This is a genomic window from Yersinia proxima (assembly GCF_902170785.1).
GTDB classification, from domain to species: domain Bacteria; phylum Pseudomonadota; class Gammaproteobacteria; order Enterobacterales; family Enterobacteriaceae; genus Yersinia; species Yersinia proxima.
In genome coordinates this window covers 785216-799909 of record NZ_CABHYG010000004.1, presented here as the reverse complement: position 1 = coordinate 799909, position 14694 = coordinate 785216, and the positions used below count along the sequence as shown (strand labels likewise).

Genomic DNA, 14694 nt, shown 5'->3' with positions numbered 1-14694 from the left:
TGAAATCGACATGGTTAAATCCCCAGTGGAGTGGCATTTTGCGCAACAATTCGTCAGTGTGCAACTTTATTGCGAGCTTATTTATTCCGTCTTCATCATCTAAAGATAAAGACACTTTCTGACGCAATTATTAATAATAGCTACGCAAACGGTTTCGTCGGCGGCTGAGATTCACTATAATAGCGCGCGTTTTCCCCTGTTTTGCGCCAATGAATGCTGCGCCCAATGAAGTGCTGTTCCAGTCGCTTCGAAGAGAGAGAAACTTAGATTATGGAAATACTGCGTGGTTCGCCCGCTTTGTCGGCTTTTCGAATTACCAAACTGCTGTCCCGTTGCCAGGATGCTCATCTGCCAGTAGATGATATCTATGCAGAATATGTTCACTTTGCCGATGTTAGCGCCCCATTGAGTGCTGACGAACACGCCAGACTCCAGCGGCTGCTTAAGTATGGGCCATCTCTCCCCGAACATGCGCCACAAGGGCGTTTACTCTTGGTTACCCCAAGGCCGGGAACTATTTCTCCGTGGTCTTCCAAAGCAACAGATATCGCCCACAATTGTGCATTGCCACAGGTTCTGCGCCTCGAGCGCGGTCTGGCTTTCTATATACAAGGCCCGAATCTGACTGAAACCCAATGGCAACAATTGTCGGCACTGCTGCATGACCGCATGATGGAAACGGTCTTTACAGATTTGCAGCAAGCCGGGCAACTGTTCTCTCACCACCAGCCAGCCCCAGTGCAACGGGTGGATATTCTGGCGCAGGGCCGCAGTGCACTGGAGCAGGCCAATATTAAATTAGGTCTGGCGCTGGCTCCGGATGAAATCGATTATTTGCTGGCTGCCTTTACTGGTCTGGGGCGTAACCCGACAGATATCGAACTGTATATGTTCGCTCAGGCCAACTCTGAGCATTGCCGCCATAAGATTTTTAATGCGGATTGGAAAATTGATGGTGTTGACCAGCCTAAGTCGCTGTTTAAGATGATCAAAAACACCTTTGAACATACACCGGATTACGTACTGTCTGCTTATAAAGACAATGCCGCGGTGATGGAAGGTTCTCAGGTTGGGCGCTTCTTTGCTGCGCCAGAAAATGGTGTTTATGGCTACCATCAGGAAGAGGCGCACATCCTGATGAAAGTTGAAACTCACAACCACCCGACGGCTATATCGCCGTGGCCAGGCGCGGCTACCGGTTCAGGCGGGGAAATCCGTGATGAAGGTGCCACCGGGCGTGGTGCCAAGCCGAAAGCCGGTTTGGTGGGGTTCTCTGTATCTAACTTGCGTATCCCTGGTTTTGAACAGCCGTGGGAAGAGAATTTCGGTAAGCCAGATCGCATAGTGACGGCGCTGGACATCATGACCGAAGGCCCATTGGGTGGCGCGGCATTTAACAATGAATTTGGCCGTCCGGCACTGCTGGGTTATTTCCGTACCTATGAAGAGCGCGTGAACAGCCATAACGGTACAGAATTACGCGGCTACCATAAGCCGATTATGTTGGCGGGTGGGATTGGTAATATCCGCGCGGATCATGTGCAAAAAGGCGAAATTACCGTCGGTGCCAAGCTAGTGGTGCTCGGTGGCCCATCGATGAACATCGGTTTGGGGGGCGGAGCTGCTTCTTCCATGACATCCGGCCAGTCTGATGCAGATCTGGATTTTGCTTCGGTACAGCGCGATAACCCGGAAATGGAGCGTCGCTGTCAGGAAGTGATTGATCGCTGCTGGCAGTTGGGTGACCACAACCCAATTCTGTTTATTCATGATGTCGGTGCTGGTGGTTTGTCCAACGCCATGCCGGAGTTGGTGAGCGATGGTGGCCGTGGTGGCCGCTTTGAACTGCGCGATATCCTCAATGACGAACCGGGCATGAGCCCGCTGGAAGTGTGGTGTAACGAATCCCAGGAGCGCTATGTTCTGGCCGTTGCTCCTGCGCAACTGGCACAATTTGCAGAAATTTGCCGCCGTGAACGCGCGCCGTATGCGGTTATCGGTGAAGCCACCGAAGAAAAACATCTGACCCTGAATGACCGCCATTTCGACAATCAGCCGATTGATATGCCGCTGGATGTGCTGTTGGGTAAAACACCGAAAATGCTGCGTGATGTCACCCGCCTACAGGCGAAAGGTGAGGCATTGCAACGGGCTGAAATCAGCATCGCTGATGCAGTGAAACGTGTCATGCATTTGCCAACAGTTGCCGAGAAAACCTTCTTGATAACCATTGGTGACCGCACTGTAACCGGTATGGTAACCCGTGATCAGATGGTTGGCCCATGGCAGATTCCGGTAGCTGACTGCGCGGTAACCAGCGCCAGTCTGGACAGTTATTATGGCGAAGCTATGTCACTGGGCGAACGTGCACCAGTGGCCTTGCTGGATTTCGCCGCCTCTGCACGTTTGGCCGTCGGCGAAGCCTTGACCAATATTGCGGCGACTCAAATTGGCGAACTTAAGCGCATTAAGTTGTCAGCTAACTGGATGTCCGCCGCGGGCCACCCCGGTGAAGATGCCGGTTTGTATGACGCGGTACGTGCAGTCGGTGAAGAGCTATGTCCTGCACTGGAAATTACCATTCCAGTGGGTAAAGACTCCATGTCGATGAAAACTCGCTGGCAGGAAGGTGAAGAGCAGCGTGAAATGACCTCGCCACTCTCTCTGGTGATTACGGCTTTCGCGCGTATCGAAGATGTTCGCCACACCGTGACCCCACAGCTGCGCACCGATAAAGGTGATAATGCGCTGTTGCTGATTGATTTGGGGGCGGGTCACAATGCGCTGGGTGCTACGGCGTTGACTCAGGTTTATCGCCAGTTAGGGGACAAACCGGCAGATGTGCGCGATGTGCAACAACTGGCTGGTTTCTTCAACGCGATGCAGTGTTTAGTCGCTGATCAGGCCTTATTGGCCTATCACGACCGCTCTGACGGCGGCCTGTTAGTGACACTGGCTGAAATGGCTTTTGCCGGCCATTGTGGCGTGCAAGTGGATATTCAATCCCTGGGTGATGATGTGCTGGCTGCCTTGTTTAACGAGGAGTTGGGGGCTGTTATTCAGGTGCGGGCCGAGCAGCGCGCCGCAGTGGAAAAAGTGCTGGCAGATCATGGTCTGGCGAATTGTACCCATTATCTCGGCCGCGCTGTTGAGGGTGATGTTTTTGACCTCCGCAGTGGCGCAGATATGGTATACAGCGAAAAACGCAGTACCTTGCGCTTATGGTGGGCGGAAACCACCTGGCAGATGCAGCGGTTACGCGATAACCCAGATTGTGCCGATCAAGAGCACCAAGCTAAACAGGATGAACGCGATCCTGGCTTAAATGTGAAACTGACCTTTGATCCGGCAGAAGATATCGCCGCACCTTACATCATCAAGCAAGCGCGACCAAAAGTAGCCGTGCTACGTGAGCAAGGGGTTAACTCTCACGTGGAGATGGCTGCCGCTTTCCACCGTGCCGGTTTTGATGCGGTTGATGTGCATATGAGCGACTTGCTGGCAGGGCGTACTGATTTGCACTCCTTCCAGACCTTAGTGGCTTGCGGTGGTTTCTCTTACGGTGACGTACTGGGAGCTGGCGAAGGTTGGGCGAAGTCTATTCTGTTCAACGACCGTGTGCGTGATGAGTTTGAAGCATTCTTCCATCGTCCTGAAACACTGGCGTTGGGCGTTTGTAATGGTTGCCAGATGATGTCTAATCTGCGCGAGCTGATTCCAGGCGCTGAGCACTGGCCACGCTTTGTCCGCAATCTGTCTGACCGCTTTGAAGCGCGCTTCAGTCTGGTTGAGGTGACAAACAGCCCGTCACTGTTTATGCAGGATATGGCGGGTTCACGGATGCCAATTGCCGTTTCACATGGTGAAGGGCGGGTTGAAGTGCGTGATGCCGCGCATCTGGCGACACTGGAGCAAAGCAATTTGGTGGCGTTGCGCTTTGTGAATAACTATGGCGCTGTGACCGAGCAGTATCCGGCGAACCCGAATGGTTCCGCTAACGGTATCACGGCGGTAACCAGTGCCAGTGGGCGGGCTACGGTAATGATGCCACATCCAGAGCGCGTCTTCCGCACCGTAAGTAACTCATGGCACCCAGAAGAGTGGGGTGAAGATAGCCCATGGATGCGTATGTTCCGTAATGCGCGTAAGCAATTGGGCTAAGTCAATTTGCCTGGAGTTTGACCGCAGGGGCATCGAATGATGCCCCTGATTTTATTTATTAGGCTGTTTTCACCATTATTTAAATATAAGTGGAAAAGTCCTTTTCGCTGATACTTTCTCATTATTATAAACTTCTACAACTAGTTCGTAATTCCCGAGAGTTATATTCTCCAGCACTAAATCTATCTTTTTTGAGTCTTGATTAATAAATCCGGATGTTTCATGGAAAATAATATTTTCGTCACTGATTAAATAAATGTAATAACTGACAAACTGGGTTGAACTTAGGATAAAAGAAACATAACTGCTCTTATTGGTTATATGATAGTTATATTGAAAGTCGTTAATCTCAAATTGAGGTGGAGTTTGGGCTTCTGCATCATGCGTCTGCGCTATTTTCTGTATACCTTGTCGCATAGGGTTAGGTGACATTAATAATGTGTGTGTTACAGCATATATACTCTGGATATTAATTGAAAAAATTAGAGCAACTGTGGCGAGAGTTTTGTTTATCGCATTCATATAAACCTCGGTATTGTTTTTAAGTGTCGCGGGTTATTATTCTTTGGCTTAAAAATGTCATTTTTTATTTTCTTGTTATAGGATTTCTGCCACCTAGAATGGCTCATTTGTCGTAGTGATGAAATGTCATAAATTATAACGTGGTGGTAATTTCAACAGTACTACTGTGGGGTGTTGTTGGTAGCGGTAAAGACAATGAATAGAATAATAAAATATTACGTTCAACTAATTGATTTTAATTGTTTTTATTCTTTTGTCGGTAAATTGCGACAATGGTACTTGGGTCTGTCTCAAAAAGGAGACATTTATATTTTTGATTTATAAGGGTTTTATTTTAACATGAGCTGAGTGTCGGGAAACAGCGACAAAACGTGGTTGAATCACACCCCGTGATGGGAGTTTATGTGAGAATAAACAGAAGTGAATATTTATTTTCATTTAATATCAATGTGTTAAATTTATTCTTTAAAACCTGGCACGCAACCTGCATTATTACTCTCAGTTGCTCATTCACCTCTTTATGATAGTCCCGCTGTAAAGCGGAATATGCACTTCATAAGCCACCGAATGATGCCTAAGACTGGTACCTATCGTCCACCCAAACCGATATCGTGCGAATGCACATATCAAACATCGGACGACACGTTGAGTGAGGTGCCGCCTATGTCCTACTGTGATGAGTAGTTCATCAATATTGGACATGTCTGGATGCTATTCGTCTCATCCTCCCGATGATTGCCTCGGCTTCATCAAACTGGAGACGATTTTTAAGGGCATCCACATATTCTGCGACGGGGCATTTATTGCCCCGTTGTCACATCTATACCCGTCATACTTCAAGCTGCATGTACGTTGGCTGCGTTCAATAACCCGAATCATTTACTCATGTAAGCTCATCGGGATTATCTCTCTTGCCGCCTTCCTGCAACTCGAGTTATTTAGGGTATATTATGGTCAAAGATAAACTAAGTTTTCCATTTTCACTGCAACTGATGATAAAAGCAGGTCTGATGATGATTCTGACGATAATGGACCAGCAGCCTTAATGAAAAGCACTTAGCTTAAAGCCAAGTGCTTTTTTTTTTATCTCTACTCTGGTTAGAGCATGTAAATTGAGAACAGGCATTGTAATCCTGGCAGAGTCAGTTAGCATCACAACAGAATGATAGGTAATGAGATGATTTCGTTGAAAAGATGGCGTTTGTTCCCCCGTTCTTTACGTCAATTGGTGCTCATGGCATTTCTGTTAGTGCTGCTCCCTTTATTGGTGCTGGCATATCAGGCTTATCAAAGCCTTGACCATCTGAGCACCCAGGCGGCTGATATTAACCGCACCACGTTGGCAGATGCCCGGCGCAGTGAGGCAATGACCAGTGTGGCGCTCGAAATGGAGCGCAGCTATCGCCAATACTGCGTGTTAGATGATGCGACACTGGCGAAGCTCTATCAACATCAGCGTAAACAGTACGCTCAAATGCTGGATACCCACGCACCTATCCTGCCCGATGCGCGTTACTACCAGACTTTACGCGGATTACTGACACAGCTTTCTGATATTCAATGTAAAAATAGTGGGCCAGAGCAAAATGCATCAGCATTATTAGAGCAATTTTCACGTTCGAATGCCGAAATGGTACAGGCCACCCGTGATGTGATTTTCTCCCGCGGGCAACAGTTGCAAAAAGATATTGCCGAACGCGGCCAATTCTTTGGCTGGCAGTCCCTGTTACTATTTTTAGTCAGTGTATTGCTGGTGGTGTTATTCACACGCATGATTATTGGGCCGGTTAAGGGCATTGAGCGAATGATTAATCGGCTAGGAGAGGGGCGTCCGCTGGGCAACACGGCGTTGTTTAAAGGGCCGAGAGAGTTACGCTCGCTGGCACAGCGCATTATTTGGCTCAGTGAACGTTTAGCCTGGCTTGAGTCACAGCGCCATGAGTTTTTACGCCATATTTCCCACGAGCTGAAAACGCCGCTGGCCAGTATGCGCGAAGGTACTGAATTGTTAGCGGATGAAGTTGCAGGCCCGCTGACGCAAGATCAAAAAGAAGTCGTGGCTATCCTGGATAACAGTAGTCGCCATTTACAATTATTAATTGAACAATTATTGGACTATAACCGTAAACTGGCTGACGGCCCCGGTGAGTTGGAAAATGTCGAATTGGTAGAAATGGTCGAAGATGTGATTTCAGCCCATAGTTTACCGGCGCGAGCCAAGATGATTCGTACCGAGACAGATCTGAAAGCGGATATTTGTTGGGCAGATCCGACATTATTGATGCGGGTATTAGATAATCTCTACTCCAATGCGGTGCACTATGGCGAGGAATCCGGTACCATTTGGGTGAGAAGTCGTCAGGTGAATAACCGCGTGCAAATTGATATTGCCAATACCGGAGCATCGATCCCGGAATCTGAAGAAACAATGATATTTGAGCCTTTTTTCCAGGGAAGTCATCAGCGAAAAGGGGCCGTCAAAGGCAGCGGACTGGGGCTGAGTATTGCTCAGGACTGCATCAAACGCATGCAGGGTGATTTGCAATTGGTGTCCGTGGATTACGCCGCAGTCTGTTTCCGTGTTGAATTGCCATTAACCGCTGAGAATGAATAAATAATGTACAAATGGTCTATGCGCAGCGTTATTAAAAAGACCGTCTTTTTGTCATGTCAGACATCAACTACTACCAATAAGCTGGTGGGAAGGCACGGCTCGGGTATTTTTTGGCGAGCTTTATTGCTGGCCCCGCTATTACTCACGGGATGTAGTGATACCCCGACGGCTGGTCGTTTCTCTCAAGCTGTTCAGATGGTAATACCGGAAACGAAAATTGTTGATTATCGAACCTTATCCTGTGACGTGTTGTGGGATCTTGATGATAAAGAGACGCTGGAAAACTCCCTTTATTGGTTACGGGCGATGGATTGTGCTGAGCGCTTGGGTTCAACTCAAGCACGGGCATTAGCCAAAACATTACCGGTAGTGACGTGGTCAGCCGCCTTTAAGCAGGGCATTTTGGTGAGTAGTGCTGAACCGTCGATTGCCGAGCGTCGTCAAGTCGTTGAGCGCTTGAACAGTTATAGCCAAAGTTTCCCCGGTGCTGTGCGCCCACTGATTCAGCTATGGCGCGAGCAGCAAGTTCTGCGCATCTCTCTGGCAGAAGAGCGCACGCGTTATCAGCGCTTGCAAGAAGAGTCCGACGCGCAAATTGACCGCCTGAGAGAAAGTCAGGTTAGGTTGCAATATAATTTGCTGGATACCACCCGCAAGCTGGAAAATCTGACAGATATAGAACGGCAGCTTTCATCACGTAAGCAAATGCAAAATGAGATACCGGAAACCGATGCTGATAGCAAAGCGGCGGCGGCAGTAAAGTCAGCAGAAACTCAGCCAACAGAGGCTAAACCTCAGCCTAAGACCGAGCCTGCTAAACCGGTAGAAACCAAACCTGCTGAAACCAAACCGGCTGAAGCTAAACCGACGGAAACGAAGCCTGTCGCTCCGGGTCCTGTTGAAAGTAAACCAACCGAGCCGCCAGCAGATAGCAAACCTGCGCCACAACCGGTAGAAAAACCGGCTGATACTTATGCCGCACCAGTCGTACCGCCAACTGACGTTCCACCAGCGACAAATAAGGAATCACATGACGCCACGCAAACCGGCCAATCTACTGCTGGTTGACGACGACCCCAGCTTACTAAAATTGTTGGGGATGCGTTTAACCAGTGAAGGTTTTAATGTCACCACCGCGGAAAGCGGGCAGGAGGCATTACGTCTGCTGATGCGCGAGAAGATTGATCTGGTTATCAGCGACTTGCGTATGGATGAAATGGACGGCATGGCGTTGTTTGCTGAAATTCAAAAGCATCAACCGGGTATGCCAGTCATTATCCTGACCGCACATGGCTCTATCCCTGATGCCGTGGCCGCGACCCAACAAGGGGTGTTCAGCTTCCTGACCAAACCGGTTGATCGTGATGCTTTATATAAAGCGATTGATGCAGCTTTAGAGCTTTCTATTCCTGCCGGTGATGATACCTGGCGTGAAGAGATAGTCACCCGTAGCCCTGTGATGCTGCGCTTACTAGAGCAGGCGAAAATGGTGGCGCAATCGGATGTTAGCGTGCTTATCAATGGGCAAAGTGGCACTGGCAAAGAAGTGTTGGCACAAGCCATCCATGCTGCCAGCCCACGTGCAAAAAAAGCCTTTATCGCGATTAACTGTGGCGCACTACCAGAGCAGTTACTGGAATCAGAGCTATTTGGTCATGCCAAAGGAGCATTTACCGGTGCAGTCAGTAGCCGCGAAGGGCTATTTCAGGCAGCTGAAGGCGGGACACTGTTCTTAGACGAAATTGGTGATATGCCGCTCTCTTTGCAGGTGAAACTACTGCGGGTATTGCAGGAGCGCAAAGTGCGCCCGCTGGGCAGTAATCGTGATTTGAGCATCGACGTGCGGATCATTTCAGCGACTCACCGTGATTTGCCTAAAGCGATGGCAAAAAATGAATTCCGCGAAGATCTCTACTATCGTTTGAATGTGGTGAATCTCAAGATCCCCGCATTGCATGAACGCTCAGAAGATATCCCGCTGCTGGCTAACCATCTGTTACGTGAATCAGCCAAACGCCATAAACCATTTGTCCGCAGTTTCTCAACCGATGCCATGAAACGGCTGATGACCGCCAGTTGGCCAGGTAACGTGCGCCAGTTGGTGAACGTGATTGAGCAATGCGTGGCATTAACCTCTGCGCCGGTTATCAGTGAAGCACTGGTCGAACAGGCGCTGGAAGGGGAAAATACCGCGTTACCGACCTTTGTCGAGGCGCGTAATCAATTCGAATTGAATTATTTGCGTAAACTGTTACAAATCACCAAAGGCAATGTGACTCAGGCAGCAAGGATGGCGGGGCGTAACCGTACCGAATTTTACAAGTTACTGTCACGTCATGAGCTAGATGCCAATGATTTTAAAGAATAATTTATACCCGTCATACTTCAAGCTGCATGTGCGTTGGCTACTTTCGTTCACCCGAATCATTGACTGGCGTCAACTCATCGGGACTCTCTCGTTTGCCGCCTTCCTGCAACTCGAATTATTTAGGGTATATATATTATTTATCAATAAAATGTTAGCTACAGGCACACTGATAACCGAGTTTAAATACCCATGAGCAGATCACTTTCCATTGCATTAGCCCAGTTAAATTGGCTGGTCGGCGATATCGAAGGCAACACTGAACGTATGTTGCAAACCTTAAATGAGCAGCAGAAGGCGGGAGCCGATCTGGTCATGTTCTCTGAGCTGGCTTTGTCCGGTTATCCGCCAGAAGATCTGCTGTACCGTGATGATTTCTACCAACGCTGTGAAGCACAGTTAGATCGTTTGCAGGCGGCAACGCAGCAAACCGCCGTGTTGGTTGGGCATCCGTGGCGTGAAGAGGGTAACCTGTATAACGCGTTATCACTGTTTGCTGACGGTAAATTGCTGGGGCGTTATTTCAAGCAGCAATTACCCAACTACGGCGTATTTGATGAGAAACGCTATTTCTCTGCCGGTCATGATACCTGTGTGGTGGAGTTAAAAGGTTACCGCTTGGGCCTGCTTATCTGCGAAGATTTATGGTTCGATGGCCCGGTTGATGCGGTTAAAGCTGCGGGGGCTGAAATTGTATTGTCGATCAATGCCTCGCCATATAACCGGGAAAAACCCTATATTCGCAAAACGCTGATGGCGGCACATTGCCAGCGTACCGGCTTACCATTGGTGTATCTCAACCAAATTGGTGGGCAGGATGAGCTGATTTTTGATGGCTGTTCCAAAGTATTCGATGCTGCCGGTAATATGACCCATCGTCTGGCGGCATTTGCTGAGCAAACCACCTTATTACAGTTCAATGAGTGTGAAGTCGTGCCGATGATGGCACCTGCCGCAGAGTTGCCGCCATTGGCGCAGGTCTATGAGGCCTTGGTTTTGGCAGTGCGTGATTACGTCACTAAAAACGGTTTTAATGGCGCGGTTCTCGGCCTGTCTGGTGGGATAGACTCAGCGCTGACACTGGCAATCGCCGTGGATGCATTGGGTAAAGATAAGGTTCAGGCATTGATGATGCCGTTCCGTTACACCGCTGATATCAGTATCGCTGATGCTAAAGAAGAAGCTGAAATTTTAGGTATCGAATTTGATGTGCTCTCCATCGAGCCGATGTTTGATGCCTTTATGGGCCAATTATCACCGATGTTTGCTGGCACCGCGCGCGATACCACTGAAGAAAACCTTCAGGCGCGCTGCCGTGGTGTGGTGCTGATGGCGTTATCGAACAAGCGCCGCAGCATCGTATTAACTACCGGTAACAAAAGCGAAATGGCTGTAGGCTACGCCACACTGTACGGTGATATGGCGGGCGGTTTTGATGTTTTGAAAGATGTGCCTAAGACGTTGGTATTTAAACTATCCGAATATCGTAATACCGTTTCATATGTTATCCCGCAGCGGGTGATTACTCGCCCACCGTCGGCAGAGCTGGCACCTGATCAGAAAGATGAGGATAGCCTGCCACCTTATGATATTTTGGACGCCATTCTCGAAGGGTATGTCGAGCAAGATAAGTCAGTTGCCGATTTAGTTGCTGACGGTTTTGATGAAGCTATCGTGCGTAAAGTCATCCGTCTGGTAGATATCAACGAATATAAACGGCGTCAGTCTGCTGTCGGGCCGCGAATTACCGCCCGCAATTTTGGTAAAGATAGACGCTATCCGATTACATCAGGCTTTGGCCGCAAGAATTGGTAAAACAGGGATTCACCATGAAAAAAATTGACGCGATTATTAAGCCATTCAAACTCGATGATGTCCGTGAGGCACTGGCTGAAGTTGGTATCACCGGGATGACGGTAACAGAAGTAAAAGGTTTTGGCCGCCAGAAAGGGCATACCGAACTGTACCGTGGTGCTGAGTATATGGTGGATTTCCTGCCAAAAGTAAAAATCGAAATTGTTGTTGCTGACGATATCGTGGATACCTGTGTAGAAGCGATTATGCAAACGGCTCAGACCGGTAAGATCGGCGATGGTAAAATCTTTGTCTTTGATGTCTCCCGCGTCGTTCGTATCCGTACCGGTGAGCAGGACGAAGAAGCGATTTAAATTTGGTGACTGCTGGGGCGACTGCACCGATGGGCGCTCCGGCGGCACACGCCGCTACGACCCATTCGGCACATTTCCCCACCTAATGGCGCTCAATAAGCCCGTTTCGTTTCCACGAACGGGCTTTTTTACTCCTAAACCCAAAGTAATTGGAGTTACAGGTAGGCAGCAAGTGAACAAATCCCGATGCGCTTACTCAAGTAAGTGATTCGGGTGAGAGTAGCTAACATCCTGCAACTTCAAGTACAACGGGTTTATGCCGGGACAAATAACCCCAGCCAATAGAACAGATTCAACACAATACCGGCGATAATCACCGCAACCACTGGTGCTGCAATTTTCATTACCGGGCGGCCAATCGCCTCGTTGAGGAAATAAAGTGCGGTGGTGATAGTAAAACCGGTGTAACCGGCCATTTTGATTGACGCGAAAATAGCCCCGATTAACAGCGCATACTCCATCAGCAGATTCATGGCATTACGAATATTGTCGGAAGCATTTCGCACTGACGGGAAGCGGCCCAGCCACTTACCGATTGAGCGCAGCATCAATACTTCCAGCGATATTACAACCGCACCAATTATCCCTGCCAGCAATGGATTCGGCACCAGATAACCCACTACAAACACGAATGTGAAGCCGGCGACAGCATAAACACCGGTTGCCAGTGCGGTAGTGGCAATTAACGGTACAAAGCCGAGGCCTCGCATAAACTCAGCCAATGACGCTTGGTGGATTAATGCCAGTGATTCTTCCGGTGTAATACCTGGGGCATAAGCCTTTGCCAGGGTATAGATCGACACTTCGCTACCACCGAAGATCTTCATACTGGCTACTGCAGAAATTAACCCGCCGACAATCGCCAGCATCGGGAGATTTTTAATAATTCGCTGGGTTCGCTCTTCGAAAACAGAGTGTCCGCCACCACCTCCCAGGTGGGTTTTTGCTTTTAAATCTTGCGCAATGGCGATACCGATAAGCAGAATCATACCGACGAAAATCTCAATAGATTCAGGGAATAAACCGGTAAAACGAGTGATGATCAGACGAGTCAGCAGCACAATAAAGGCAGAGACTACTGCAGTTTTCCAGCCAAATTGATAGAAAATGGCAACCAATGGGAACAAGGCAAAGGCGGAAATCACCGGGCTGCTCAACTCCCCGAGTGAGCCAATAAAGTTCACCGGTAATGAGGTCAGCGCGGTATTAACGGCCGGTAAGCTGGTCAGCGCTAAAATACCCCAAGCTGCTCCTAGCGCGAAGGCCAGATAGCTATTAATTGCCAACACACCAATAATGTCGGTCGGCAGAAACAGTAGCCAGGAGTTAAGTAAACCGGTTGAGAGTGTGAAAGAGATGCCAACTGAGGCAATAAAGCCGACACTTAGGCCAAAAGCGATACTGCCCGCTTCACGGCGACTCATATTCCCTTCAACCAATTGCGGCAGAATAGGGCGAATGCCGTCATGGAATACGGCGACACTGCGGTGAGAAAGTAGCGCGGTCATTCCTGTCAGCAGGGCAACCACAACAATATGAATATAATCCACGGTGGTCCCCTTAGCGCAGCTGTGTAATCAGCAGCGGGATAGCATGCTCAATATGTTCAACCGATAGGCCAAACGCCACTTTGCCCTCAGTGACAAATTTTTCTATTTGTTCTGGTTTGGCTTTGATTCCCGGCTTGGCGATTGTAGCACTTTTGTTATAACCAATAATCGCGATAGCCATTGATAATGCGGCCCCGGCTCCGGTGTTACAGGCACCAATGTAATAATCCAACTGACCTTCTTTCACTTTTACTGCGGCATCCATATCCGAGAGGATAAATGTTTCAAAAGTATTCGGTGCCGTCTGCTCAATCATTTCGCGAATTAACTCTCGTTGCAGCCCGGCAATGCCAATCTTCTTCATAATCACTTTCCTTGCGTGGCAAAAAATTTATTAGGATTGTGGCGCAACATCATTTCCACCTGAGCGTGGGAAATTCCTGCGGCCAGTAACATGGGAACAAATGAGTCAACTAAATAGCTAAATCCACTGCCGCCATTGGCTTTTAAATGTGAGCGGCGGGTTATGTCCATTGAGAGCATGACTTTATCCAATAATCCACGTTCCGCGAGTGTGACTAACATCGCGATTCGGCGTTCATCAGGGAAATAGCTATTTTTACCAATAGTATCGAATTGGACATATACACCCATATCGATCATTTTCATAATAAGGTCGGGCTGTTCTTTCAGGTCACAATGGCCAATAACTACGCGCTCCAGCGAGACACCATGTTGTTTGAGCAGGGCGATTTGCTCCAACCCCATAGTGCTGAAACTGGTGTGGGTCGAAATGGGCAGGCCGGTGGCATGGTGAGCTAATGCCGCGGCATGAAAGACTTTGGCTTCGTCAGGGGTAACTACCCCCTCGCTGGTGCCAATTTCGGCAATAACCCCGGCTTTCAATTCTGTGCCATCAATACCAACCTCGATTTCATCAATCATAGTTTGCGCTAATTGCTGAGCGCTACTTTCGCGCACCATTGGCGGGTAAAAGCTGTCGGTATAATAGCCAGTTGAAGCAATAACATTGATGCCACTGTCACGCATCAAATTCAATAAAAACTGTGGATTCCGGCCCATATATCGATTGGTCACCTCGACAATATTTGCCACCCCTTTACTTACCAACTCACGCATTTCGTCACAGATGGGTTGATATTGGTCCAACCGGCAATCCAGATTATTTTTAAATCCTGATAAATCAATATGGAGATGTTCGTGCGCGTAGGTGTATCCATTGGGATTAATCATCGGGCAGGCTCCGGAGAAAGACAGTGTGTAAGACTATCATGGGAATACATTAAATAAACT

General features: G+C 48.7%; 10 protein-coding genes. 6 read left to right on the top strand and 4 right to left on the bottom strand.

Features of this window, described 5'->3' with window-relative positions:
* The first annotated feature begins 270 nt into the window (after nt 1-270).
* The gene (gene purL, locus FTB31_RS05615) at nt 271-4161 is read left to right on the top strand and encodes a phosphoribosylformylglycinamidine synthase (RefSeq protein ID WP_077173726.1); all 3891 of its coding nucleotides are present in this window, start codon (nt 271-273) and stop codon (nt 4159-4161) included.
* Nucleotides 4162-4236: 75 nt separating this feature from the next.
* Here purL and FTB31_RS05610 read toward each other — a convergent pair whose 3' ends face one another.
* Nucleotides 4237-4683: a hypothetical protein gene (locus tag FTB31_RS05610; RefSeq protein WP_227731191.1), complete on the bottom strand. Its 447-nt coding sequence runs from the start codon at nt 4681-4683 to the stop codon at nt 4237-4239.
* A 1177-nt stretch (nt 4684-5860) separates the two neighbouring features.
* Between FTB31_RS05610 and FTB31_RS05605 the strand changes: the two genes are divergently transcribed.
* The 5 genes from FTB31_RS05605 to glnB all read left to right on the top strand — a co-directional run bounded on the left by FTB31_RS05605 (nt 5861) and on the right by glnB (nt 11830).
* Nucleotides 5861-7297 (top strand): sensor histidine kinase, encoded by a 1437-nt coding sequence (locus FTB31_RS05605; protein ID WP_050076411.1) that lies wholly within the window; start codon nt 5861-5863, stop codon nt 7295-7297.
* A gap of 18 nt (nt 7298-7315) precedes the next feature.
* Nucleotides 7316-8365: a two-component system QseEF-associated lipoprotein QseG gene (gene qseG, locus FTB31_RS05600; RefSeq protein ID WP_227722019.1), complete on the top strand. Its 1050-nt coding sequence runs from the start codon at nt 7316-7318 to the stop codon at nt 8363-8365.
* Complete coding sequence (gene glrR / locus FTB31_RS05595; RefSeq protein ID WP_005159455.1) at nt 8328-9665, top strand: two-component system response regulator GlrR; 1338 nt, start codon at nt 8328-8330, stop codon at nt 9663-9665. The genes qseG and glrR overlap by 38 nt, the downstream gene beginning before the upstream one ends.
* 189 nt (nt 9666-9854) lie before the next feature.
* On the top strand, nt 9855-11477 hold the full coding sequence (locus FTB31_RS05590) for an NAD+ synthase (protein WP_050076405.1): 1623 nt from the start codon (nt 9855-9857) through the stop codon (nt 11475-11477).
* 14 nt (nt 11478-11491) lie between these two features.
* Nucleotides 11492-11830, top strand: coding sequence for a nitrogen regulatory protein P-II (gene glnB / locus FTB31_RS05585; protein WP_002231018.1), 339 nt, complete (start codon nt 11492-11494; stop codon nt 11828-11830).
* 254 nt (nt 11831-12084) lie between these two features.
* On the opposite strand, the gene FTB31_RS05580 is transcribed toward glnB, so the two are convergent.
* The 3 genes from FTB31_RS05580 to FTB31_RS05570 are packed head-to-tail and all read right to left on the bottom strand — an operon-like array spanning nt 12085 to nt 14634.
* A complete protein-coding gene (locus FTB31_RS05580) occupies nt 12085-13380 on the bottom strand; it encodes a YhfT family protein (RefSeq protein WP_072081714.1) in 1296 nt (431 codons plus the stop codon).
* Between the two features lie 10 nt (nt 13381-13390).
* Nucleotides 13391-13744, bottom strand: coding sequence for a DUF2620 domain-containing protein (locus FTB31_RS05575; protein ID WP_050076403.1), 354 nt, complete (start codon nt 13742-13744; stop codon nt 13391-13393).
* A 2-nt stretch (nt 13745-13746) separates the two neighbouring features.
* Nucleotides 13747-14634, bottom strand: a complete 888-nt coding sequence (locus FTB31_RS05570) for a phosphotriesterase-related protein (protein ID WP_077173730.1) — start codon at nt 14632-14634, stop codon at nt 13747-13749.
* Nucleotides 14635-14694 lie beyond the last annotated feature (60 nt).

What these genes read in the sequence shown, in the direction of transcription:
- purL (WP_077173726.1), top strand. Translation starts at nt 271, where the DNA reads ATGGAAATACTGCGTGGTTCGCCCGCTTTGTCGGCTTTTCGAATTACC.
- FTB31_RS05610 (WP_227731191.1), bottom strand. Translation starts at nt 4,683, where the DNA reads ATGAATGCGATAAACAAAACTCTCGCCACAGTTGCTCTAATTTTTTCA.
- FTB31_RS05605 (WP_050076411.1), top strand. Translation starts at nt 5,861, where the DNA reads ATGATTTCGTTGAAAAGATGGCGTTTGTTCCCCCGTTCTTTACGTCAA.
- qseG (WP_227722019.1), top strand. Translation starts at nt 7,316, where the DNA reads ATGCGCAGCGTTATTAAAAAGACCGTCTTTTTGTCATGTCAGACATCA.
- glrR (WP_005159455.1), top strand. Translation starts at nt 8,328, where the DNA reads ATGACGCCACGCAAACCGGCCAATCTACTGCTGGTTGACGACGACCCC.
- FTB31_RS05590 (WP_050076405.1), top strand. Translation starts at nt 9,855, where the DNA reads ATGAGCAGATCACTTTCCATTGCATTAGCCCAGTTAAATTGGCTGGTC.
- glnB (WP_002231018.1), top strand. Translation starts at nt 11,492, where the DNA reads ATGAAAAAAATTGACGCGATTATTAAGCCATTCAAACTCGATGATGTC.
- FTB31_RS05575 (WP_050076403.1), bottom strand. Translation starts at nt 13,744, where the DNA reads ATGAAGAAGATTGGCATTGCCGGGCTGCAACGAGAGTTAATTCGCGAA.
- FTB31_RS05570 (WP_077173730.1), bottom strand. Translation starts at nt 14,634, where the DNA reads ATGATTAATCCCAATGGATACACCTACGCGCACGAACATCTCCATATT.